Below are 25,092 nucleotides of genomic sequence, written 5' to 3' on the forward strand. Positions count from 1 at the left end.
AATTTAATTTTAAGAAAATTGATATTTATTATTGATTAATGGGATTTGGCGCAAAAAGACCTGGATCATCTGGCACGCTTGTGTTGGCTAGAACTTCATCCTCTGGGTACAAAAACCGTTCTACCCTTCCTGGGGCGGTGGTTGTATTATTTGGAAAAGGTACCGCCACGGCATTCTCCCTACGCAACCTTCTGGCATCGTCGAACGGCATGAAGGTGGTAAAGCCCGTTACGTATCGTTCTTCTACAATCTCACGAAGTAATGCAGTGTCCGTATCTATATTGTCAGGGTTTTCTATACCGCCCGGGCCAAAATCAGCACCGGTGTAGGCATCGTATAAAATGGGTTCCCCCGCAACACTGGCATTGAAAAAATCACCAGTGGCCAGTTGGGACCGCCATGAGTTCAGATGGCCCAGACCGACATTGAAACCTTGGGTACGGGCACCGGCCTCGGCCAAGATCAATATATTCTCTTTATAGGTGATCAAGGGTTGTGGTTCCAGTTCATTGGCGATACCCAAATTACCGTCGGGGTCGTTCTCGTTGATGGTATAGTACCGTAACCTGGCAGTTTCATCGGTTTTTGTATTGTTTCTCGAAATACCACTGGACGGATCCAAAAGCTGGACAAGGTAACTGTTTCCAGTTCCCACACTAGGCGTGTTGTTAAGCAATATCCAAAATTTGTTTTTTGTGCTGGTCACGTCCTCAAGATCCAAGGGAACAAAGATCATACTGTTGTCCTGTGATGCTATTCCGTTCTGTGCCGCTGCATAGGCCAAATCATATTGCCGGGTCAGCATATAAAACCTGGCTTTCAAAGTCCAAGCGGACTGTAACCATTTTGTTGCGTCGCCATTGAACAGAAAATCCTCCAATACCACATCTTGAGGGGTAACGTTGGACAGGTTACTGATTCCTATATCCAACAGGGACTGTAACGAATCGAATACTTCTGCCTGACCATCGAATTCGGGATTGTCAATATCCGACAGGGCATTCGAGTAAACGATATCACCGTACACAGAAGCATAGTTGCCTATAATCTGAGCTTCCAAGATCCTTGTAATTCCTTGATAAAGGTTGTTGTCTTCCGTTCTTATCCTAATCTCCCTTAAAGGAGTTACTACACTTTGATACCCGTCCCAACTGAAATCTGTAAAGGTTACGTTGTAGTTATAGCGCTCTAGCTCGGTCTGGTCAAAGCCTATTAGTTGACCGGACCAATATCCAGCCATTCGGCTGGTGGAACCCAATAGGATATTTATGGAATTAAGCTCCGCACCATTCAGGAAAAGCCCTGGATCCAATTCGTCTAATGTAAAACTGTTGGGGTTTTCATTTATATCATCCACCAATTCTTCACATCCGATAAAAAGGGAAGCGAACATTAGTAATAGGATGATATGATTTTTATTTGTTGTTTTCATTTTATACTGTTTTAGGGTTCGTGGTTTAAAAGGTAGCCGTTAGGTTAAAAAGCACGGAACGGGTCGAGGGGTTGGTAAAATAGTCCATCCCCGAGGCATTGCTGATACCATAATAACTGGTCTCTGGATCAGAGCCTACGATGTCCGTCCACAAAATGAGGTCCCTACCCGTCAAAGCTATCCTTAGGCTTTTCAGGGGAAAGTTTTTGTACCTGTTTCTATCGAACGTATAACCTAAGGTCACGTTCCGAAGTTTGGTCCATGTGGCATCCTCAACATAGAGGTCGTTGAGTTTGTTGAACCCAAGGCCCCCGCCACGTGTTCTATAAAAGGATTCATCGAGCAATACATTACCGGCCCCAAAATCAGTTATGTTGCCCCTAACCGTAGTTCCGGCACTGAACACATCGCCATTTACGTTCACCAAATCCTCGGTCAGGGTAACTTCGTTGCCTACATCAGCGTGCGTACCGAACCCATACATCACGATTCTTCCGCGGTTGATGAAATCCCCGCCCTGTGAGTGTTCAAAGAGAAAGCTAAAGTCAAAACCCTTAAAGTTCAGTTGCATACCGGCACCACCTCTCCAATCGGGATTGGGATCCCCTATAACCCGTCTTTCGGTATCCACTTCAGGAAATCCGTTCTCATCCAATGCACGGGTACCATCTTCATTAAGAACTGAAGCGGGCAACCAAAAGGAGCTCATAGGAAACCCTTTGACAGCTTTTGATGTACCCCCGATATCAACGGTCTCCGCCCCGAAAATGTCAACTACTAAGTTGTCATTGTTGTTGAAGTTTGCGTTAAACGACCAATTAAAATCTTCTTTGTCAATGATTTTTGCGGTCAGGTCCACTTCCCAACCTTTGTTTTCTATAATTCCCGCATTTCGGTAACTATTGTTGAATCCTGAGCTAGGGTTGGTTTTAACTTCAAAAAGAATATCATCGATTTCATTTTCATAATAGGTGATACCTAAATTCAGCCTGTTCTTAAAAAACCGTAGATCGGCACCAATTTCATATTCTGTTTTTATTTCTGGCCTAAGATTACGGTTTCCTTGCACATCGGAGACCTCAAAAACACCACCGAAGTCTGTAAAACCGGTGGTCGCAAGTGTTTCAAAACGATAAGGAGCCGGTTGAATACCTACTTTGCCCCATGAAGCCCTCAACTTCCCGAAAAATTGTCCGTCACTTTCAAAAAGGTCGCTGAACTGCCATGCCATGTCCACGGAAGGATAAAAGAACGCTCCTTCAATGGTAGAAGATGCCTCTAACGAGGCAGACGCATTGACGAACAGCTGGTCGAACAAGCCAAAATTAACCAGCGCATAACCTCTATTGGTACGGATCTGACGTAAATTCCTGCTCCAGCTTGTGGAAGCATCATCCGGGTTCAAATCTGAAATAGGTTGCCTGGAATCCACCACAAACGGGGTCAATCTTATGGATGATGTGGCTCTTTTTCTGTTATTGAAGTTAAAACCCAATGTTGTGTTCACGTTTATATCCGGTGTGAGATTATGCTTGGTTTTCATAAGAAGGTCAAAATTGTACTCCTTACTTACCGCAACGGTTGAACGCATATCACCAAACCTCGCCCCCCCGGACGTATTGATCGGCAGAAACTGCAACCTTTCATCCGAGTAATAGTCCAATCCACCACGAAGTGTGAAGTCTAGCCAGTTCAAGGCCCTAATATTTATTTCGGGGGTCATTAAAAATCGATCTACCCTGGTTTCGTTTCGTTGCTCGTATAGGGTCCATAAGGGGTTGTTATATCCTGCATTGTTGGAAGCCCCTAGCTGGTTACGATAAGAACGCTGCCTGTTCTGGAAAACATCACCGTCTTCATCGACATAGGTTCCAATGTGGCCTCGGATATCAAAATCCGCAGGATTTCTCAGCAAACCAATATAAAGGCCCGTGATACTTCCACCTCCTCGAATTCGGTTCGATTTGGTAAACGTGTAGGCCACGTTGTTTCGAACATCCAGCCAATCAGTAAGATTTACTTTGGTGTTCAGTCTAATGTTCTGACGGTTATAATCCGCGTTTTTGACGATTCCATCCTGTTCCAGGATACCGTAGCTAAAAAAATAGGAGGCCTTTTGACCACCACCGGCAACAGAAAAATCGTGCTGTAGAAATGAGCCGTTTCTAAATACGGCATCAAAATTCTCGTCGATAAACGTTTGCCTGGAATTTTTATTGGCAATGGGATAATACAATTCGCCGGAAGGGGTAACAAAATACTCTCCACTGGTGTCAAAGTCATCTTCACCTCCGGGTCGGTCAGCGATACGGTCGCCCCATGATTCGGTCCTGTTCAATGCCCGTACGCCTCCTCTTCCTTGTCCAAACTTGTCCTGCAAGGGTACCCTTACCGAAATATCATCAATGGAGTAGGTAGAGCTGTAGGTAAATGTAGGGCGTCTATTGAACGACCCTCCTTTGGTGGTAATTAAAATAACCCCGTTGGCCGCACGCGAACCCCATAAGGCGGCCGCCGATGCCCCTTTCAAAATTTGAACATTTTCAATATCGTTCTGGTTGATGTCGTTTAATCTTGATTGTTGGGTAACGCTTGTACTGCCGCCAACACCGTCATCATCAAACGAGTCGTTGCTTACCGGGATACCGTCTATAATGATCAGTGGATTACTATCGCCCTCAATGGAGTTGATGCCCCTAATCTGTATATTGGCACCTGCCCCGGGATCACCATTTTGCCGGGCAATACGAAGACCGGAAACTTTTCCCGAAAGCGCATTGATGACACCTGTTTCCCCGGATTTTACGATGCGTTCGGGTTCTACGGATGAACTGGTGGCACCCGTTTCGTCTTTTAATTGCTTTGTACCAATGGCCGTCAAAATTACTTCATCCAATTGGTTGGCACTAGGTGCCATTTCAAGATTTATTATAGCATCTTGGCCAACCGTTACCTCAGTGGTCCGAAAACCGATATAGGAGAAAACCAATATGTCTCCAGAAGATGCTCTAGTTTTATACTTTCCGTCGAAGTTGGTGGAAACACCTTTGGTCGTTCCCTTGATTATAATATTGACCCCTGCGAGGGGAACCCCTTCCTTGTCGGTTACAGTTCCAGTAACGGTCATGGACTGCTGTTCTTTTAACAGTACTCGTTGTTGATCGTCCTTTTCTTTTTTAAGCCTTAAAACGATATAGTTTTTTCGTACCACATAAGCAATGTTCGTTTCTGAAAAAATTTTTTCCAAAATTGCGGAAATAGGTTTTTTCTCCACGTTTATGGTTATTTTTCTGTTAATATCTACTTTTCGGTGGTTATAGGTAAATTTGAAATCCGAAAGGGATTCAATCTTATCCAGTACTTTTTGAAGGGAGACGTTGTCCTGTCTTAACGAGATTTTTTTATTTTGAGAGTAGGTATTCGCATGAATCTCAAACAATGATATAACTAGCAGTAAAGTGGTAATTTTCATTTTGAGATCAAATTTATATGCGTTTTTCAATTTGAAAAACGTACCTATGATTGATTTTTTCATACTTTTAAATAGTTTTTAGTGGTTTAAATTCTTTTTTAAATCATGCTACTATCGGGAAATGTTGGCGCATTTTCCGATTTTTTATTCATGATTTATTGAAGTCATTGTTTTTCTATCCCATAGGCTCTTCTGGTATTTATTAACGAATCGGTCGGGTAAGGGTTATTGTTTTGTCTTCCGTGCGGTACTCGAACGGAGTATCTTCCTTAAAAACCTCTAAAATTTGTTTTACATCTTCTTCTTTATAAAATGAGGCCGTATATATTTGATTGTCCAAAAATTTGTAGTTATTCACTATGGAGATGTTAAAATGGCGTTCAAGCTTCTTTTTGATGCTGGAAAAAGGGGTGTTCCTAAAAAGTAGAATACCGTCTTTCCAAGCGGTGTAGAGTGAGGTATCTACCCTGGTGATATCCAGTGAGCCGTTTTTCCTATTAAATGCGGCCATGTGTCCTGGATTCAGCAAAGTCGAGGATTGTTCAAGGTTCGATCGGAATACCTTCACTGCACCTTCCACCAAAACCGTTCTTACCTCAGGATCTTCAGGATAAAAGGAAACATTGAACTCTGTACCCAACACCTCAATGTCTACCTGATCCGCATTTACAACAAAGGGGTTTTCACTATTTTCTGTTACCGAAAAATAAGCTTCTCCCTTCAAGAATACTTGCCTTTGGCCGCTTTCTTTAAATCTGACCGGATATCTCAGCGAACTACCGGCGTTTAGGTGAACCCTTGTTTTATCCGATAGTACCAGCTCGAATATTTTTCCATAGGGTACTTGTAATTCGTTATAAATGACATTACCGCTCGTGTTCCCGCTCGAATAAAGTAGGCTATTCCCTTTTTGTACAACTGTTACCTCACCATTTGTATTAATAATCTGTTTCTCTTTTTTATTTTTATCGGAAATAACTTCAACAGTACCATCTCCCAGTTTAAGTATAATGTTTTCATCTGAAACATTCGAAACGCCGGTGCCTTCCATAATATTTTCAGAAGTGTAATTTTTATAGAAAAAGAGCAACCCAACGATCCCTATAAACAATGCGGCATACTTATAGAACGGGGCTATCCGATTTTTTACTCTTCTTCTGGTCTTAACTTTTGCCAAAAGGGCATTCCGAGCCTTTTTGATATTTTCCGTTGCAACGGACCCTTTGATCAAGGTGTTCAAACGAATGTATTCAGCAAACTTATCTTCGTTCGCTTCTACCCAATTGCCCAGAACACGAAGATCATTGTCATCGGCCGTTTTGTCCAGGTATTTAAAAATCAATAATTCGACCTCTTTATCTATCATTTTGCGAAATTAATTCTTGAGCAAAAATGTTGCTTATTATTAGTATGACGAACGAATATGCCACTACCCTTGCCCCTTTAAATAAAAATTTATGATATTGTATGTTAAAATTAGTTGTGCCGATGAATTTGGAATTTGATAGCGAGAAGGACTTGATCGAGAACCTTAATAGGGGAAACCTGCAGGCCTTTCAAATTGTGGTCGAGCAATTTTATGACATTCTTTACGTGTACGCACTCGGTCTTGTTAATGAAAGGGCGGTGGCAGAGGATATAGTTCAAGAAGTATTTCTTAGGCTATGGTCAAAGAAAGGAAAGCTATTTATAGAAACTTCGTTGAAAAGTTTTCTGTACAGGTCTATTCACAATGAATTTGTGGATTACTATCGAAAAAAGAAAAAGGAAATCGATTTTTTGGATCGGATCTCATTGGAAACCGTACATACCTTTATTCAGCTAGAAGACCAAGATCTTGTAAAGAAATTGGAAAAAGTAAACATAGCAATAGAGCTGCTTCCCAAAAAATGTAGAGAGGTCTTTCTTTTAAGTAAAAGAGATGGATTGACCAACCAAGAAATCTCCCAATATTTGAACGTTTCAAAAAAGACCGTTGAAGGTCATATCTCCAAGGCTTTTAAGGTAATCAGGAAAGGGTTGAAAAAAACCAATCTACTGTTGCTTTTTATTAGACCTTTTTAACATGCCTTTTTGGGACCTAGTTTTCGAATCCCTTGATTTCAAAGTGGCAAGAACATACCATAAGCTCAATCGTCAAGGGATCCGGTTTCCTTTTTCAAGAAGTCGGGCGCCAGAAGCTGTATCCGTTCAAGTACTATTTTTGCTTCTTTGTCTTTCCCCGCATTCATAAGCCGAATATAACGCTGATAGAGCGAACCTACTTTTACGTACCGGATTTCGTCCGGTGGCAGGTCCGAGAGGTAGGGATCCTCTTCTGGGGGGAGGTTACCGGCCAGTTCTTTGAGAAAGTTTTCCAATTCTGTTCCTGTAACATACTTGGCCCGCCCCGCATTGGCTTGTTGCGATAAAATGGGGGCTTCGAATTCGACCGATCTTTTGTCGTCGGTGTTGGGGCGAATTCCCGATAAACGGTTTCGAACGGCATCGAGGTTGCCTAAATAGAACAGGCCTGCCATATGATCGTCTTTGGTCGAACTGCCTTGCCCACGAACGATATGGGCACTATTTTGCCTAAGCGTATTTTCGTCTAGCGGCGTACCTTTCTCTTGGCCAATTAGCACGATACTTGCCCGTGTTCCTGAAAAATCGGCCCTCCATAGGGTCACTTGGGGAAAAACCGAAGCGAACGTGGCGGCAATGATATCGAAGTTTTCGGAAGTAAGCTGGTACATTGGCAACCATTGTGCAAAAATCCCACCGGAAGATAACCGCTTTTTCGCCTCTTTAAAATGTTCAAGGGTGTAAAGGCTTCCGGTACCCGCGTGCCAAGGGGTAAAAAGATCACCAACAATAACATCGAATTGCTCGTGCGTGCCCAAAAGATAGTTTCGGGCATCATCGGCAACAATGCTTACGCGTTCGTCATTGAAAAGTCCGTTGGCCCAAGGGGCAAAATAGCGCTGTGCGGCCGGAATTACGTTGGATACCAACTCTACCGCGACTACCTTTTCTACATTATGGTGGAGTGCCGCCCCCGCAGTAATACCGGTTCCCATGCCCAAGAAAACTACTTTTTTTGGTGCTGGATGGATAAGTAACGGAATGTGGGCCTGCATTTGTTCGACCAACAGGGAGCCGGAATCCCCGAGCACATAAAAGTTATCCAAGCGCATCTGAATATTCTTTGGTACTTGCACAATGGAAACTACACCATCGCTCGATTGCCAGGAATCCAATAAAGTTTCATCAGCGTCCAAGCGCACTATGGGTGGATCTTTCAGAACAAGGATCCCCATAATTACGGCAATGGGCATTAAGGCCCAACCAATTTTCTTTCGCCCATAAAACGATAGGGAGGCCATAACGGCCAAGATTCCGTACGAAACGGCAACGATTTTTATACCGCCCCAAAGGCCTAAAGTGTCGAGCAGAACGAAACCTGATAGTACGGGGCCAACGAAGCTACCCATGGAATTGAAAAGTACCAACCTGCCCACGAGCTGCCCTGACGGCTTATCTGTCATGGGAGCTACTTTGAGCAAGAATGGAAACACTGCGCCCAGAACAACCGTTGGCGGTAAGACCACCAAAAAGGCCAATTTAAAAACGGCCCATACATAGGCGTACCAAGATGCGCCCATTGCCAGATACCCAAGGCCGCTTGTCGCGATATTGAAAACATTCGGGGAAACCCCTATTAAAATGGCCGATACGGAGAGGAGTATGGCCAAGGCACTTTTTGAGGGCATCCTTGACCTAACAAGCAGATGTGCGACGAACCCACCCAATGCCAAAGCCAAAAGAAATACCACCAAAATTGCGGAGAACGAATACACCGAATTTTGTAGTACTTGAGCGAACATCCTGGTCCACAAGGTTTCGGCCGATAGTGCCAATACTCCTGAAAAAAAAGCCACCACGGCAAACTGGGTATAACTTAACTTGGCCGAACGTTCGGTATTCTTTTTGGGTTTTGGCTTTACCTCGGCCATCGTGGGCGCAACGGAATAAGACACAAGGAATTTATCAAGAACAATGGCAAGAACACCTACGGAAGCTGCCAGTATCAATGCAAGGCCATAGGTTGAACTTACCCCATATTCCCTGATCAGATAAAACCCCGTAAAAAAGGCTCCAAGTGCTGCTCCCAATGTATTCACCGCATATAGAATGGTTCCGCGCCTTTCGAGGTACCTGCGATCTTTACCGATATACTGTGCCAATATGGGAAAAGTACCTCCCATAAGGAACGTTGGAGGCAAAAGCAATAAAGCGCCAAAAAAGAATTTCGCCAGTAAAAGCGCACTTTTTGAACCGCCCAAAAAGGATACGACCTCGGCATAGTACATTTCATATAGATCAAGACTTGGTATTATCAACAAGGCAGTTAGCGCAATGCCCAGCTCCATAAGCCCATATACACGGAACGGTCTCTTCAAACGAGCGCCGACATTGCCAAAAAACCTTCCCCCAATTGCGAGCCCAAGAAAAAAAACGGAGAGTGTTGCCGCGGTTGCGTACGCGGCGTTTCCGAATACCAGCCCTAAACGGTACATCCAGACCACCTGGAAAATTAGGCCGGCGGTACCGGACAGAAAAAATAAAGCATATAAAAAAGTGAAGTTTCCCGAACGTTCAAATTGTGGAGACATAAACTTATCCTTCATAAAAAATGGCTAATTTTCACTCGATAATCGAGATTTGAATGCTCTGAGACTTGCCTCGAAATCAAAATGTTTTTTCTTTAAATGCCTCGTGGGCTTGCCCGGAGGTAGTTTACTTAAATGTAAAAAGTTTAAATCAGTTCATTGTGGTATTTTACAAACATAAAAAGAAATATGACTATCGGATAGTTTGCACATGAAGTCAACTTTTAAGTTTTGTAAAAAAAACACCTCCCTCTATCCCTCCTTTCTAGGAGGGAAGAAATCGTATCCCTTCTAAAAAGAGGGGATCAAGGGGTGTGTAGGCCTAAATTTAGTCGTAAATCGTATGATCCGGAAAAAAAGAGGATAACTTGATCGACGTGCCGACTACAAAAAAAGCTATGTAACAAATCCGATAGTCATAAAAAGAAAAGAGGCTTTATAGCAGCCTCTTTTCCCTCTATTATTTTGGTGATCAATTTAATCTAAACACCCTAGATAATTAGGGTTGTTCGATTCTGACTGTGGAACGAGAAATTTAAGGGTGGAACTATATTCCCCTCCCTTGAAATACGGCCCCCACGGAAATACATTGGAGGGCATCATGCCATAAACGTCCACAAGTCTTCTAAGGTCGCCCAGGCGATGACCGGTACTGAAGAGCCAAAAGGCACGCTCAGAAAAATGGGCCAGCAATAGGTCGTCACCGCTAATTCCTGAGAGGTCTAAATCTGACAGACCTATAGTAGCCCTAAGTGCATTATGTATGTCCTCCACGGTGGCAGCATCATCCGCATTGGCGGCTGCCTCGGCCTCGATCAATCTTGCCTCTGTTCCAGAAGCCAGGACTACGGGCACATTGGAAGAATCATATTTGAGCTGATTGTAATACAGGGTGATATCATCCTGCCCAAATTCCGTACCGCCGTCCCAAGGCGTCCTGGGATCCATGGAAGAGCGGAACATTAAGCCGTTCCCCCCCTTTCCGTCGGCGATGGAAAACTGACGGCGAACGGTGCTCATGATGTAAATACCGTTTTCTTGCCTAAAACTATTGTCGGATTGCTCTATGTTGTACACAAAATCGGTGGGGATGCCGGCCACTTCGGCGGCGGCGTTCTCAATTTGGCCCAAGCCCAAAAGGGAGCGTGCTTTACCTACACGGGCCAAGTTCGCCAAGTTGGCATTGCTACCGGCATTGGCAGCCGCCTGATCGAACCAGCTAATTGCCGTGTTAAACATTTCCTCGGTCGTCAAAGGCTCCCCATAGATCAATTCCCCACCATCGGCCGGGGCCTTGCTGAACGGGACCCCCCCGCAAAAGGTTTCCGCGAACATGACATAGGCATAGCCAGTAACGCTTTGCATCTCGCTTTCAATTTCTGGGTTTCCACCGAAATCGGCAAGAAGGTCAACCGTAGTTTCGGCACCCGTTCGCGATCTATGCAGGTTGCCATAAATTGTATTTACGTCACTGTTGATATCTTGAAGATTACGGGTGTCTGCCTCACGCCTGGTGGGAAAGGTTCCCGAATAGGTATACTCATCAGCCATAAGGCCACTCATAATAATTAGGCCCGTAGTGGCGCCGTGGCCCGCAGCGGAACCGCTCATGGCCACCGCTAGATCCCCCAAAGAGCCCGCGCGAAGGGTTTGTATACCGGCCTCACTATTTAATGATTCCGGGGTAACGATATCAGGATCTGTGACTTCTACCACGGAATCGCATGACATACCTAACGAGGTAAGTACCATCAAGACAATGACGTTGAAAAGAAGTTTGGAATAGTTTTTTTCTGCATTAATTGACTTTTTCATTTTCTTAGATTTTTATGTTAAAAAGATAGGTTCAGTCTTGCTTTCCAAGAACGTACAGGCGGCTGACTGAGAAATTCTTCGGTGGTGAAATTGGCCTGTCCTTCAGAACTAATTTCGGGATCCAGTCCGGAGTAATCCGTCCACACGCCCAAATTCTGTCCGGAAAGTGTAACGCTTATACGGTCAAAACCAAGTTGGCTTGAAAAGGTGCCCGGTGCGTTGTAAGTTAATGAGATTTCACGAAGCCTCCAAAAAGAGGCATCTTCGATATAACCTGCATTTGTCCCCAAAAATTTTGAGGCCACTGCCCTGGCCTGATCTTCAAGCGAGGCATTGGGGTCGTTCAGTTCTCGGTTATTACTGTTCCCGTTTCTCCATGAACCGGTGTTATTGTAAAGTTTTTGACCGCCCCTATAGTTTAAGAGCCCTCTGACCACAAATTGATTTTCGAAAAAGCTCAGTGTCGGGGTAAAAGAAATATCGGTGGTTGCAAACGGGGTGCCCAAATACCCTATTTCCCCTACCTGTATTTCATCTTGCCCAATGAAACCGTCGCCATTGGCATCGCTAAAGGTATAGGTTTCGTCCCAATATCCACCGAGGGGAAAGCCTTCAACATGACGTTGCTGACCAAATATGACCGATTGTATACCCTCGCCCAGTTCGATCAGCTCGTTATCGATAAAAGAACCGACCAAATCCAGTCCAAAGAAAAACTTGTCGGTCTCGATGATTCTGGTATTCACTGCTATTTCGATACCCGAGTTTTTTACGGAACCCAAATTCTCAAAACGTCCTTCACCCACACCCAATGACAAGGGTAGTTGCCTGAAAATAAGGGCATCCTCGGTACGTTTATTGAAATAGGTCATTTCAAAACCGATTTTATCGGACAATAGTTTGGCGTCGAACCCGAATTCAACTTCTGTGGATATCTCAGGACTTAAACCGGTATTGCCGACACTTCCAATGGTTACCCCGGTTACACTTTGCCCGTCCAAGGTAGCTGCGATAGGATTGAAAAATCTTAAGGCATCATTAGTGCCGGGCTGGACCCCGGAGGCGCCCCATGCCCCCCTGAGCCGTAAGGAACTTATTCCATATTTATCGGAATTATTAAAGAATTCTTCCTCGGAAATTAGCCATGAGGCACTCACCTTGGGGTAAAAAATAGAGTTGAACGAGGCACCAAATGAACTTCCGCGATCCGCCCTTACTGCACCGGTTACGAACAGTCTATCGTTAAAACCGACCTGTTCTTCCAAAAAGACACCAACGGTACGTGATTCGATGGTCTGTTCATTACTCTGTGTAACAGCGGCCCCGGCAATGGAGTTGCTACCGGCAACCAACAGAAGCCCGGTCGCAAATGTACCCTGTGATAAATTCTGTAAATACTGGAACCCAAGGGAAGTACGTGAATTTATACCTTCCCATAAATCGGTTTTGTAAGACCCTACCATGTCAAGGGTATAAACAAAGTCGTTAAACCTATTGGAAAATCGGGCACCTTCGTCATAATTGAGAAAAGCCGGTGCTTCTCCCGTTGGAAAAAACTGGCTGTCCCAACGGGAGGTAAAGTCAAGTCCACCGGAGGCCCTAAAATTCAGTTTTTCGGTGGGTTGCCATATAGCTTCGAGACCCGAAGTAAAACGATTGATTCTTTGTCGGGTATCGATCGTGAACAGTTCATCCGGGGTAAATTCGCCCCAACCACTATTTATATCTATCGAAGAAGTTCCATTCAGGCCCTGGCTCATCAACGCTAGGGCAAAATTGTCGTTCAAGGGCAATTCCAAATCGCTATTGGTGTAGCCCGTAGTTAAATTGATCTTTAAATCATCAGTAACTTTGGCCCCAAAATTTCCCCTGAAATTGGTTCTTTTTATATTATTTACCGGCAGTACACCTTCACCGTCGGTAAGACTACCTGAAAGGAAGTAGGTAAGCACTTCCGAACCTCCCGATACGCTCAATCCGGCGCCATAGGACTGTCCCGTTCTAAAGGGCGAGGTCCGCGGGTCGTTCAAGGGCTGAAAGGAATTGACCGTACTGGGGACAAAAGTGCCCTCGGCCGCTTCAAAATTGAAGCCAGGATTACCTTGCGCATCCAGTGCCTGATAATTTCTAGGATAAGTCGTCACATCCTCTACCAGACCGCTCTCCATAAAAGCGGACCATCGCGGTTCCCCTTGCTTCCCTTTTTTAGTGGTAATCCGAATTACACCGTTCGCCGCAATTGAACCGTACAAGGTCGCTGCAGAAGGGCCCTTGATGATTTCGATAGATTCAATATCCTCCGGGTTGATATCGTTTAACCTTGAAGGTGACTGCCCGCCCGTTTCAAACGAGATGGAATTGGCCTCGTTGTTGATGAGGATTCCGTCAACATATATTACCGGTTCATTGGAAAGGGATGCACTATTTGAACCCCTGACCCTAATACGGGAGCCCATGCCCGTAGAACCTCCACTACTTGAAATTTGGACACCGGTGGCCTGACCCTGAAGCAAGTCTGAAACATTGCTGATCGGACGCTGTTTTACGTCGTCTACAACGTTGAGATTTGCGATGGAATTACCCATCTCGACTTTACGGCGTACACCGGTTGCGGTAACGATTACCTCGTTAAGATCCATCAAATCAGCCTTCATGACTACGTTGATGACCGTTTCTTGTGCTACTTGTACCTCATGTTTGGCGAAACCGATGTAAGAGAATACAAGAATGTCCCCTTCTGAAGCCTCAATTTCATATTGCCCGTCAAAATTGGTGGAAACCCCTTTTGTGGTGCCCTTAATCACTATACTTACCCCGCCCAAGGGCACATTTTGCTGGTCGGTTACCATTCCGGTTACCGTCATTGCCTGCTGCTTTATCTTCGGAGGATCTAAGGATGATGTCTTAATTTCCGTTCTCGGAACCATCTTCTTTTCCAGAAGAACAATAAGTTTTCTCCTTATTTCAAAAGAAACATTTGTTTCCTTTAAAATAAGGCCCATTAAATCTTCAATTTTGACTTTATCCGCCTTTACCGTTACTTTTCTGCTTGTGTCCAAGGTGGAATTTTTGTACAGGATGTTGAAATCCGTCTGTCTTTCTATTTCATTAAATATGGACTCAATGGTGGCATCCTCCATATTCATTGAAATTTTCCCCTTTTGGGAATACGCATTCTTGGCACTAAGTTGGAATAGGGCAACCAATAATAACAATGCGGTTATCTTCATTTTCAGGTCTACTTTAATCGTAAAATAGCTTTTACATAGTGTGCTTTTCATATTTTTGTAAAAATTTAGAAATTGGTCAATCAGTTTTTAAGTTTGTTTGGAATTCGGGGATTGTTAGAGCAGTCCCTGATTCTTTTGTTTATTTCATACTTTTATCTTTTAGGGTTAATGATTACTTCTTTGTCCTTTATTGCGAAATCAAAATCTTTTATACGTTGAAACGCTTGTAATATTTCTTGAATAGTCTCCGTTTTAAACCTTCCGGTGTACCGCTCTTTCCCCACTTCTACGTCGTTGAAATCAATCTTTATGTTATAGTGCCTTTCAAGCTTTTTGGTGATTCGATAAAAGTCCTCGTTTTTAAACAATAAGATACCATCCTTCCATGCAATGTGACTGCTTACATCAACATTTGTTTTAGCCAGTTCCTTATCAGAGAAACTATAGGAGGCCATTTGATCTGGCCTTAAAACAATAGCCTCTTCATCAGAATTTTTGTCTTTGTTCACCGATAGACTACCTTCCACGAGAACAACCTTGGAATATTCATCGTTGGGGTAATTGGAGATATTAAATTCGGTGCCCAAAACCCGGGTGTCCAATAAACCGGCGTCCACCGAGAAAGGCCTCAAGGAGTCTGACTTGACAGTAAAGTAAGCCTCCCCCCTTAAGACCACGTTCCGAGGTCCTTCATCATAAAAAGCCACGGGATATGTCAAGGATGATCCTGAGTTTAAGTATACCTCGGTACCATCAGACAATACTATCTGGAATTTCTTACCATAGGGGACTTCCAAAGTATTGTAGACCAACGGCCCTGAGTTTTTCAGGGTTTTCGCCGATTTTTTTTTGTAAATGATTTTACTTCCTTCCTGCTCGGCCACATACGTGCCGGAGCTGGAGACCACTTCCGAAGTTTTGGCTTCCAAAATTTCCTTGGTGGATCCATCACCCAAAGTAATGGTGATTTGCTTTTGGGGTAAATCTTTATCCGCAATTCCCCCCAAATAAAATAAAGTGCCGACCGTAACAATACCTATGAAGACAGCGGCATATTTCAGTACATTGAACCTTCGAATTCTTCTTTCCTTGATCTCGAACTGTTCAATATTGTCCAACAAGTCCCTTTTCAGGCGTTCCGCTTTTTCTTCCTCAAAAAGCCCTGTAACGAGATGGTGCAGTTTGATCTCTTCTTGAAAGCTGGCCTTGTTGTTATTAACCCATTTCGTCAAAAATTCAATTTCCTCAACAGTGGCGGTATTGCCCAGGAATTTATGAACGATGGTTTTGATATTCCTTTTTTTCATTGTGAAATATTAAGATAATGCCAATGCATACTAACCAAACGACCGAACTTTACAATACCCTCGCTTTTTATTTACATTTACCTATAATTTTGATAAATTTTTGTTAAAATAGTTTATGAATTCAAATGATCGTAATATAAATGTTGATGTCAATGCAATCCGAAATGGGGACAAAGCGGCATTTAGGACGGTCATTGATCTGTACTACAAAGAAGTCTATTGGTATGCCAAAAGTTTAGGTCGTGATGACACTTTGGCAAAGGACCTTACCCAAGAAACATTTTTTACGTTATGGAAAAAAAGGGACAAGTTAAGCGATGGAGTGGTGATTAAGGGATGGCTGTACAAATCTGTTCGCAACAAGTTCCTAGACCACGTAAAAAAATACAGGAAAGAGACTTATTTATTGGAAACCGCTTTTGTTGAGACACTCGATTCTGTTGTCTGGTCAGAAAACCAGGAAATTTTAAGGCGCAAAATGGAAATCATTGATAGGGAGATTCTGAATCTCCCTAAAAAATGCTCCAAAGTATTTTTGTTGAGCAAAAAGGAAGGATTGACCAATAATGAAATTGCAGATTACCTGGGCGTTTCCCTTAAAACGGTAGAAGGGCATCTTACAAAAGCGATTAAAATACTGAAGGAGAAATTGAGAGAAAAGTTTTCAGTATTATTCATGCTTTTTCGTCATTTGGGACAGAACTAAAACAATTATGGACATTTTGTACTATTACGCATTCAGATTGAATCTTCCATTTTTTAAAAATTGTACGCTACTGAAAAGTTGATGCCAAAAGGATGCCCCGGTCTTAAGCCCGCAGGAACTCTTGATACTGCGTAAACTTCATCCAACAGGTTTATGACATTAGTGGAAATTACAAAGTGTTTGTTGTAGAAATATCGCGCCGACATATCGATAACAAAATTCGACTCCACCTTTAGGTTTGACGGAATCGCACCTGTTCCCGCCAGTGTCCTGAAAGCATCCGTGTAACGTGCCCCCACATCAAGGGCAAATTTCTCATGTTCCAGCCCTAGGTTCAAATTGAATTGGTTTTTGGCTATATAGGGTATTTCATCCCCTGCCGTGACCGCACCAAAGATGTCATTATCACTTTCAAAAGAGCTTAGAAATTCGGTATCCGTCAAGGTATAGGTAAAGGATATGGGTAGGCCGAATTTTTCGGAGGTATTCTTCAGGAGATTGTAACCCAATAGCAGTTCCGCTCCACTGACCCTTACAGCTCCGGCATTAAACTGATCCAGACTGCCCGTGCCCCCGCTAGCGGCAAGGTCACTGCCCAATAGGTTTTGGTAATCATTATAATATAGGACGACCTCGCCGCGAATTCCCTTATGGTTAAAACGGGTCCCCAGTTCGTAATTTATGCTTTTTTCGGCATCCTGGCCATCGATGTTTCCAGGGGGAGAAAATCCTTTGTGTACCCCGCCGAAAACCGATAGGTTATTGGAAAGGGTATAATTTGCCCCCACTCCCGGAATCCAAACATCCACCCTGTTGGATCGCTCGGAAAGCTCCGTGCCCAATCTACTAGTATCATCTGTTCCATAATCCATTCTCTCCATGGTTATTTTCTCGTAACGAAGCCCGGGAGTTAAGGTAAACCTGCCAATATTTAGTTTGTACAAGGTATGAGCCGCAAATGCTTTCGCGTTGCTGATTCTATTTGCATTGGCTCCCTTGACCCCCACTGTTGTCCGTATAAGTTCATTATTGGAGAAGGCATACCTGTCCACCCATTGGAATCTATCTTCCTCATCTACGTGGTACCTAATCCCCAATTCCAGGCTTTGCAGCCAATCCGTGCCCCAACGCATCCTGGCAATGGACTGTATGCCCTTGGAATTGTAAGCCCTGTTATTGGCCTTTATTCCAAACACGTCAGCTACCGTATCCGTATTTCCCAGCAATGCACTGTATTCCATATCATATGTGCCAGGGTCTGAGAGTACCTCATTTATTCCAACACGCTCCCCTAGGTTGACATCGTCCAGTTTATACCAATTACGTTTAAACTTGTTCACGTATCCAGTGGTACTGAAACTGAGTGCAGGCGAAAATTTAAGAAAATGGGTCAATTGATACTGCCGGTGCTCCGTATCCATAACGTCCTCTGAAGATGCCCTATATCTTCGATATGGATCTTCATTAAAATCGGTATCCGTCAGGCCCAAATAGGTTTCATTGGCCTTTTCCTCTGAAAATTGAATTTTAAACAGAAGCGCTTGGTAGATTTTGGCATCTTCATCCGTATTTATTCTGAATTTTGCCAAATAGTCGGATTTATCAAAACCAGTATTGCCTCCCCCATCGAGGTTTTTGAAACCATCGGAATTATAATTGTAATACTCACTTACGAATCCAAAATTTCCGAAATCATTGCCGACAATAACTTGGGCGTTCCTTGAATTATAATTGCCGGCCGATAGGGAGACCTTACCCCCAAATTGATCGGGAATCCGTGCAGAAACCATATTGATCGCCCCGCCCGTTGTATTCGGGCCGTATTGGATCTGACTGCTTCCCTTTAAAATTTCCACGGCCTGCATTCTGCCCAAAGTAGGAAAGTAGTAGGCCGCAGGGGCACTATACGGTGCAGGGGCGATCAGGACCCCATCTTCCATCAGGTTAATTTTTGCGCTCCTTTCCGGGGAGGTGCCCCTTAGGCTGATATTGGGCCGTAGACCGAAGCCATCCTCCTCATATATATTGACCCCCGGAATTCTTTTCAACGTTCGATTGATGTCGGTGTAACCAAATCTTTTCAATTCCTTTTCCGAAATAAATTGCGCCGATCCGGTCCTATTCCTCGCCTCGAATTCACTCCCTAAGATTACGCTGCCGCTGACCACCACCTCATTGAGCACCTCAATTTTTGCAGTTGCCGAATCTTTTTCGGTTTCATTCTGTTGAGAAAGGCCGGTATGCGCTACCAGTACCGCCGCAATGGCCGAGAACAAGTAATTTCTCATATAATATTTATTTAGATTTGATAAAAATAGAGTACAAACCTAGGCATGTTTTCCCAAGTCGCAAAATAATTAAGAAGGATTCTAAATAATATTTCAGATTATTTTTCCCGATGCCGCTACCTTGCTACTATGAGCAATATCATAATTTCCGTGGTTCTAGTATGGTTATCTTTGAAAAACAAAAACACATAATGATCTCGAAAATTGGCAAAGTCCTATTTCTGCTGTTTTTTTTAAACTTTTCCCTGTTTTCACAGGAGGGACTTGATGATTATATTATCGAATATCGGACCCTTACCAGAGGGATGTTCAAAAGGATAGTGGTCAAGGAAAAAATATTTATCTATCACAGCTCACGAAACAGCAAGACTGCCGATAGCTTGGAGATCAAGGATGAACTACGGGCAAGATTGGCTAAATTGTTGGAAGATTTACCTTTGAAAGGAATACCCTACTTAAAGGCTCCATCGGATAAAAGGTTGGCTGATGGCGCTGCCCATGCCAAACTGAAAATTTCCTTAAAAAAGCAGGCTTATGAATCGTCTGGCTTTGACCATGGAAACCCTCCGGAAGAAATCAGGGATCTTGTGGAATTTATATTGAACATCAGTGGATCTGTACAAAAAAAGCAGTGATATGATCTTTTTTCTGCCTCTAAAATTATGTTAAACAAAGTTTTCGTGTTAAAATTTTTGTAGTTTTGTTGTTGGAATGAAGAAAATTCTTTTCAAAATATCATCTTTTTGCATGGCACTTTTAGTGTTTGTCTCAACATTGTCTTTCACTATTGAGAGTCATTATTGTGGCGATGTTTTAGTGGATTCTTCTGTGTTTGGTTCAGTTGAATCTTGTGGTATGGAAGTTCAGCAGAAACCATCTTCAAAAGAATGTGACCTTATTAACAAAAAAAACTGTTGTAGTGATGAGCAGTTGGTTGTTGATGGGCAAGATAATTTAAAAATTTCTTTCGATAAATTAGATAAGGAACAACAGTTATTGGTTGCTACTTTCATCTATTCATACATAAATCTGTTTACTGAACAACAAACAGAAAACACTTCTTTTAGAGATTATTCTCCTCCTCCCTTGGTCAGGGACGTTCAAGTTTTAGACCAAACCTTCCTTATTTGATTTTTAAGTAATTAGTACTGTAGTCCAACATTAAATTGTTTGGACTAAACTGCTTGTCTTTTGTTTTTTAAAACAAAAATTATAATTACTTAAAAACTCATTTTTATGCTAAATAAAAGCATCAAATTTTTAATAGAAAATAAATTAGTAGCTGTTTTGTTACTAGCTTTATTCGTGGCATGGGGTGTTGTAAATGCACCTTTTGAATGGAATACTGGTTCTTTACCACGTAATCCTGTAGCCGTAGACGCCATACCCGATATAGGTGAAAACCAACAAATTGTATTTACAAAATGGGATGGTCGTTCCCCTCAAGATATTGAGGACCAAATTACCTATCCACTAACCACATCACTTCTGGGAATTCCTGGAGTTAAAACCATACGTAGCTCTTCGATGTTTGGCTTTTCCAGTATCTACATCATTTTTGAAGAAGATATTGAGTTCTACTGGAGTCGAAGTCGTATTCTCGAAAAATTAAATTCATTGCCGGCAGGTTTGCTACCCAGTGGTGTTAATCCTGCACTTGGCCCTGATGCCACAGGTCTAGGGCAGATATATTGGTACACCCTAGAAGGCCGTGACGAAAATGGAAATGTAACTGGTGGTTGGGATTTACAGGAATTGCGTAGCATTCAGGATTTCTATGTAAAATATGCGCTGTCATCCGCAAGCGGTGTTTCAGAAGTAGCTTCAATTGGTGGCTACGTTTTGGAATATCAAGTAGATGTCAACCCAGAGTTGATGAAACAATATAAAATTGGTTTAAATGAAGTTGTAAAGGCAGTTAAACAAAGTAATCGAGATGTTGGAGCTCAAACATTAGAAATCAATCAAGCAGAATATCTTATTCGTGGTTTAGGATATGTCAAGTCCATTTCCGACTTGGAGAATGCAGTAGTTACATCAGAAGATTTTACTTCAATACGTTTAAAAGACATTGCAAAAGTATCTCACGGTCCTGCAACTAGGAGAGGACTTTTAGATAAAGAAGGTGCCGAAGTTGTAGGAGGAGTAGTTGTGGCGCGATATGGTGCAAACCCTATGGCGGTTATTAATAATGTAAAAGAGAAAATAAGTGAATTAAGTTCGGGACTACCTTCAAAAACGTTAAGTGATGGTAGAACGTCGCAGTTAACCATCGTTCCTTTTTATGATAGAACTGAACTTATCCAAGAAACCTTGGGTACACTTGATGAAGCACTGACGTTAGAGATTTTGATTACCATTTTCGTGATAATAATAATGGTATTCAATTTAAGAGCTTCTGTGCTAATTTCAGGACTGCTACCAGTAGCTGTATTAATGGTTTTTATTTCAATGAAACTATTTAATGTAGATGCAAACATTGTGGCCTTATCAGGTATTGCCATTGCTATTGGTACAATGGTCGATGTAGGTGTTATTCTATCCGAAAATGTGCTGCGGCATATTGATGAAAATGATGAAAACCTACCAATGAATACCGTTGTGTATAATGCAACTGCCGAAGTCTCTGGAGCCATATTGACAGCGGTAATGACCACTATTATAAGTTTTATTCCCGTATTCACGATGATTGGTGCAGAAGGAAAATTATTTAGACCCTTGGCTTTTACCAAAACCTCTGCATTAACGGCTTCTCTAATTGTAGCCTTGTTTTTAATACCACCCTTCGCAGCATATTTGTTTAAAAAGCGAAACATTAAGACTTCCTTTAGTTATATGCTCAATGGAGCAATGATTATTCTAGGTGTTCTTTCCATTATTTTTGGATATCCTCTTGGGTTAATATTAATAGCATTTGGTGTCGTTGGCTTTCTTTCGCTAAAAGAAAAAATTACACCAAAACGTGCTAATATCATTAACATATTTGTATCGGCTTTCGCTATCATATTTTTACTAGCCGAGTATTGGAGACCATTGGGAGTAGATAGAAGTATTTTTTGGAATTTAATATTCGTAGGCTTAATATGCTTCGGACTTTTAGGTGTTTTTACACTGTTTAGAAGCTATTATGTACGTATTTTAAACTGGGCATTACGCAATAAGTTGTTATTTCTTTCGGTGCCTACGGCCATTGTAATTTTTGGAGTGATGATTATGCGTAATACTGGTAAAGAATTTATGCCGTCATTAAATGAAGGTTCATTCCTGTTAATGCCCACTTCAATGCCTCACTCCGGTGTAGAAGAAAATAAAAGGGTATTACAGCAATTGGATATGGCAGTAGCCAGTATTCCAGAAATTGAAACTGTAGTCGGTAAATCCGGTCGTACAGAATCGGCATTAGACCCTGCACCGTTATCAATGTATGAAAATGTAATTCAGTATAAATCTGAATACATTCTAAATGAGAAAAGAGCTAGACAACGTTATAAAGTAGACGAAGACGGACTTTTTATTCTGAAAGATGGAAGCTTAGTTGTTAACCCAAATAGCGAAATCAATGAAGGGGCAGACTACGACATTTCCAAAACCAAAGACCCATTTTCAGTTCGTCGTTCACAACTTATACCAGATGATGATGGAGAATATTTTAGAAACTGGCGACCTGAAATTGAATCCCCAGATGATATTTGGAAAGAGATTGTAAAAGTCACTAAACTACCAGGAGTTACTTCTGCACCTAAACTGCAACCCATAGAAACACGCTTAGTAATGTTACAAACAGGTATGCGAGCACCAATGGGAATTAAGGTAAAAGGACAGGATTTAAATGAGATTGAAGCATTTGGAGTACAATTAGAAGATATTCTCAAGCAAGCCGATGGTGTTAAGGATGAAGCTGTTTTTGCAGACCGTATTGTAGGGAAGCCTTATCTATTGTTAGATATCGATAGAGAACGGCTTGCACGTTATGGGATTTCCATAGAACAGGTACAGCAAGTCATTCAGGTATCTGTTGGTGGTATGGTACTAACTCAAACCGTTGAGGGTAGAGAGCGATATGGTATACGTGTACGATATCCAAGAGAGCTACGTGCAAATCCAAGTGATTTAAAAGATATTTATGTGCCTGTAGAAAAAGGTAATCCAATTCCATTAAGTGAACTGGTTACTATTCGTTACGAACAGGGTCCACAGATTATTAAAAGTGAGGACACATTTTTGGTAGGCTATGTCCTGTTTGACAAATTAGATGGATATGCTGAAGTAGATGTTGTTGAAAATGCACAAGCGCTCATTCAAGAAAAAATTGATAGTGGCGAATTAATTGTTCCCAAAGGAATTAACTACCTATTTACTGGTACATATGAGAATCAATTGCGCGCTGAAAAAACCCTGTCTGTGGTTGTGCCGTTAGCACTAGCAATAATATTTCTTATTCTCTATTTCCAGTTCCGTTCTGTTGGTACATCATTAATGGTATTTACAGGTATCGCAGTTGCATTTGCCGGTGGATTTTTAATGATTTGGTTCTATGGACAAGACTGGTTTTTAAACTTTAGCTTCTTTGGAGAAAACCTTCGAGACCTTTTCCAAATGCATACCATAAACTTGAGTGTTGCCGTATGGGTAGGGTTTATTGCCTTATTTGGTATTGCAACAGATGATGGTGTAGTAATGGCGACTTATCTAACGCAAACCTTTGACAAAAATAAACCTAAAGACAGAAAAGGAATAAGGGCTTCTGTAGTCGAAGCTGGGGAAAAACGTATTCGACCTTGTTTGATGACAACGGCAACTACCATTCTTGCTTTACTGCCTGTACTCACATCGACAGGTCGTGGTAGTGATATAATGATACCAATGGCTATTCCATCTTTTGGAGGAATGCTCATTGCCTTAGTAACCCTATTTGTTGTGCCAGTTTTATTTAGCTGGAAACACGAGTTTCAATTAAAAAGAGCTACAAAATGAGATATATAATTTTAATAGGAATAGTTGTTTTCGCTTTCACGAAAACAAATGCACAAGAGTTAGTGTCTTATATTCAGGAAGCTGAAAGGAATAATCCAGAAATTCAAGCTTTTGAATTGCGGTATAACATAGCCGAAGAAAAAGTAAATGAGGTCAATACCTTACCAGATACTCAAGTAAGTGCTGGCTATTTTGTGAGTGAACCCGAAACCCGCACAGGAGCACAACGCGCACGTTTTTCAGTTAAGCAAATGTTGCCTTGGTTTGGAACCATTACAGCTAGAGAAAATTACGCAAGTTCAATGGCAGAAACTCAATATGTAGATATTGCGATTGCCAAGCGAAAACTTGCCCTAGCAGTATCTCAATCTTATTATAAGCTATATGCCATCAGAGCAAAACAACGTGTTTTAGATGAGAATATTGAGCTTTTAGAAACTTATGAACGCCTTGCACTAACCTCGGTAGAAGTTGGTAAGGCATCTGCAGTAGACGTACTGCGCCTTCAAATAAGACAAAATGAACTTGTACAGAAAAAAGATGTACTGGAGCAAGATTACCTTGCTGAACAAGTAGCTTTCAACAATCTATTAAATCGTGATGAAACTATTACGGTAACCGTTGTTGAGGAGATGTTTATTCCAGAGGAGGATGCATTAATATTAACCGAAAATCTTCAGTTAAATCCTGAACTGCTGAGGTATGATAAGTTATACGAATCGGTTGAACAATCAGAGTTATTAAATCAGAAAGAAAGTGCACCCAACATAGGTTTTGGTTTGGATTATGTGCCAGTTTCTGAACGTCCTGATTTGAGTTTCAGTGATAACGGAAAAGATATAGTAATGCCAATGGTATCTATTTCAATTCCAATTTTCAATAACAAGTATAAGTCTGTAACAAAGCAGAATGAATTAAAACAGTTACAAATACAATCTCAAAAAGCAGATAGGCTAAACAAACTAGAGACGTTACTTGCAGATGCGCAATATAGTAGAGAGACAACAAGAATTAAGTTCAATATTCAATCAGATAATTTGAAGCAAGCCAATGATGCTGAACAAATCCTAATAAGAAATTATGAGACGGGTACTATTGATTTTAATGATGTATTAGACGTTCAGGAGTTACAGTTAAAATTTCAAATCAATCTTATTGAATCTATTAAGGGCTATTATATACAATATGCCTTGATTAATTACTTAACACAATAAAA

14 protein-coding genes are annotated in these 25,092 nt (G+C 42.0%); 6 read left to right on the forward strand and 8 right to left on the reverse strand.

Annotated features, from left to right (window positions below; genetic code table 11):
* Positions 1–28: 28 nt before the first annotated feature.
* The 3 genes from AACP56_RS12090 to AACP56_RS12100 form a co-directional block, all read right to left on the reverse strand.
* Complete coding sequence (locus tag AACP56_RS12090) at positions 29–1,432, reverse strand: SusD/RagB family nutrient-binding outer membrane lipoprotein (RefSeq protein WP_339337178.1); 1,404 nt, start codon at positions 1,430–1,432, stop codon at positions 29–31.
* Between the two features lie 25 nt (positions 1,433–1,457).
* The gene (locus tag AACP56_RS12095; RefSeq protein WP_339337177.1) at positions 1,458–4,967 is read right to left on the reverse strand and encodes a SusC/RagA family TonB-linked outer membrane protein; all 3,510 of its coding nucleotides are present in this window, start codon (positions 4,965–4,967) and stop codon (positions 1,458–1,460) included.
* 139 nt (positions 4,968–5,106) lie between these two features.
* The gene (locus AACP56_RS12100; protein ID WP_339337176.1) at positions 5,107–6,270 is read right to left on the reverse strand and encodes a FecR family protein; all 1,164 of its coding nucleotides are present in this window, start codon (positions 6,268–6,270) and stop codon (positions 5,107–5,109) included.
* Between the two features lie 101 nt (positions 6,271–6,371).
* Between AACP56_RS12100 and AACP56_RS12105 the strand changes: the two genes are divergently transcribed.
* Positions 6,372–6,968, forward strand: a complete 597-nt coding sequence (locus AACP56_RS12105; RefSeq protein WP_339337175.1) for an RNA polymerase sigma factor — start codon at positions 6,372–6,374, stop codon at positions 6,966–6,968.
* A gap of 65 nt (positions 6,969–7,033) precedes the next feature.
* Here AACP56_RS12105 and AACP56_RS12110 read toward each other — a convergent pair whose 3' ends face one another.
* The 4 genes from AACP56_RS12110 to AACP56_RS12125 form a co-directional block, all read right to left on the reverse strand.
* Positions 7,034–9,574, reverse strand: a complete 2,541-nt coding sequence (locus AACP56_RS12110) for a fused MFS/spermidine synthase (protein ID WP_339337174.1) — start codon at positions 9,572–9,574, stop codon at positions 7,034–7,036.
* A 459-nt stretch (positions 9,575–10,033) separates the two neighbouring features.
* On the reverse strand, positions 10,034–11,371 hold the full coding sequence (locus AACP56_RS12115) for a hypothetical protein (protein WP_339337173.1): 1,338 nt from the start codon (positions 11,369–11,371) through the stop codon (positions 10,034–10,036).
* A 17-nt stretch (positions 11,372–11,388) separates the two neighbouring features.
* Positions 11,389–14,652: a SusC/RagA family TonB-linked outer membrane protein gene (locus AACP56_RS12120; RefSeq protein WP_339337172.1), complete on the reverse strand. Its 3,264-nt coding sequence runs from the start codon at positions 14,650–14,652 to the stop codon at positions 11,389–11,391.
* A gap of 101 nt (positions 14,653–14,753) precedes the next feature.
* On the reverse strand, positions 14,754–15,908 hold the full coding sequence (locus AACP56_RS12125; RefSeq protein WP_339337171.1) for a FecR family protein: 1,155 nt from the start codon (positions 15,906–15,908) through the stop codon (positions 14,754–14,756).
* A 115-nt stretch (positions 15,909–16,023) separates the two neighbouring features.
* Here AACP56_RS12125 and AACP56_RS12130 point away from each other — a divergent pair, with 115 nt between their 5' ends.
* Positions 16,024–16,614 (forward strand): RNA polymerase sigma factor, encoded by a 591-nt coding sequence (locus AACP56_RS12130; RefSeq protein ID WP_339337170.1) that lies wholly within the window; start codon positions 16,024–16,026, stop codon positions 16,612–16,614.
* A gap of 53 nt (positions 16,615–16,667) precedes the next feature.
* On the opposite strand, the gene AACP56_RS12135 is transcribed toward AACP56_RS12130, so the two are convergent.
* Positions 16,668–18,902 carry a TonB-dependent receptor family protein gene (locus tag AACP56_RS12135; protein ID WP_339337169.1) on the reverse strand — a complete coding sequence of 745 codons (2,235 nt, stop codon included), beginning with the start codon at positions 18,900–18,902 and terminating at the stop codon, positions 16,668–16,670.
* Between the two features lie 191 nt (positions 18,903–19,093).
* Here AACP56_RS12135 and AACP56_RS12140 point away from each other — a divergent pair, with 191 nt between their 5' ends.
* The 4 genes from AACP56_RS12140 (at position 19,094) to AACP56_RS12155 (ending at position 25,090) form a co-directional block, all read left to right on the forward strand.
* Positions 19,094–19,537: a hypothetical protein gene (locus tag AACP56_RS12140; protein WP_339337168.1), complete on the forward strand. Its 444-nt coding sequence runs from the start codon at positions 19,094–19,096 to the stop codon at positions 19,535–19,537.
* 76 nt (positions 19,538–19,613) lie between these two features.
* Positions 19,614–20,033: an HYC_CC_PP family protein gene (locus AACP56_RS12145; protein ID WP_339337167.1), complete on the forward strand. Its 420-nt coding sequence runs from the start codon at positions 19,614–19,616 to the stop codon at positions 20,031–20,033.
* 105 nt (positions 20,034–20,138) lie between these two features.
* Positions 20,139–23,876: an efflux RND transporter permease subunit gene (locus AACP56_RS12150; RefSeq protein ID WP_339337166.1), complete on the forward strand. Its 3,738-nt coding sequence runs from the start codon at positions 20,139–20,141 to the stop codon at positions 23,874–23,876.
* Positions 23,873–25,090 carry a TolC family protein gene (locus AACP56_RS12155; RefSeq protein WP_339337165.1) on the forward strand — a complete coding sequence of 406 codons (1,218 nt, stop codon included), beginning with the start codon at positions 23,873–23,875 and terminating at the stop codon, positions 25,088–25,090. Before AACP56_RS12150 ends, AACP56_RS12155 begins: the two co-directional genes overlap by 4 nt.
* Positions 25,091–25,092: the final 2 nt, after the last annotated feature.

It is taken from the genome of Croceitalea sp. MTPC6 (assembly GCF_036985525.1).
GTDB lineage: Bacteria > Bacteroidota > Bacteroidia > Flavobacteriales > Flavobacteriaceae > Croceitalea.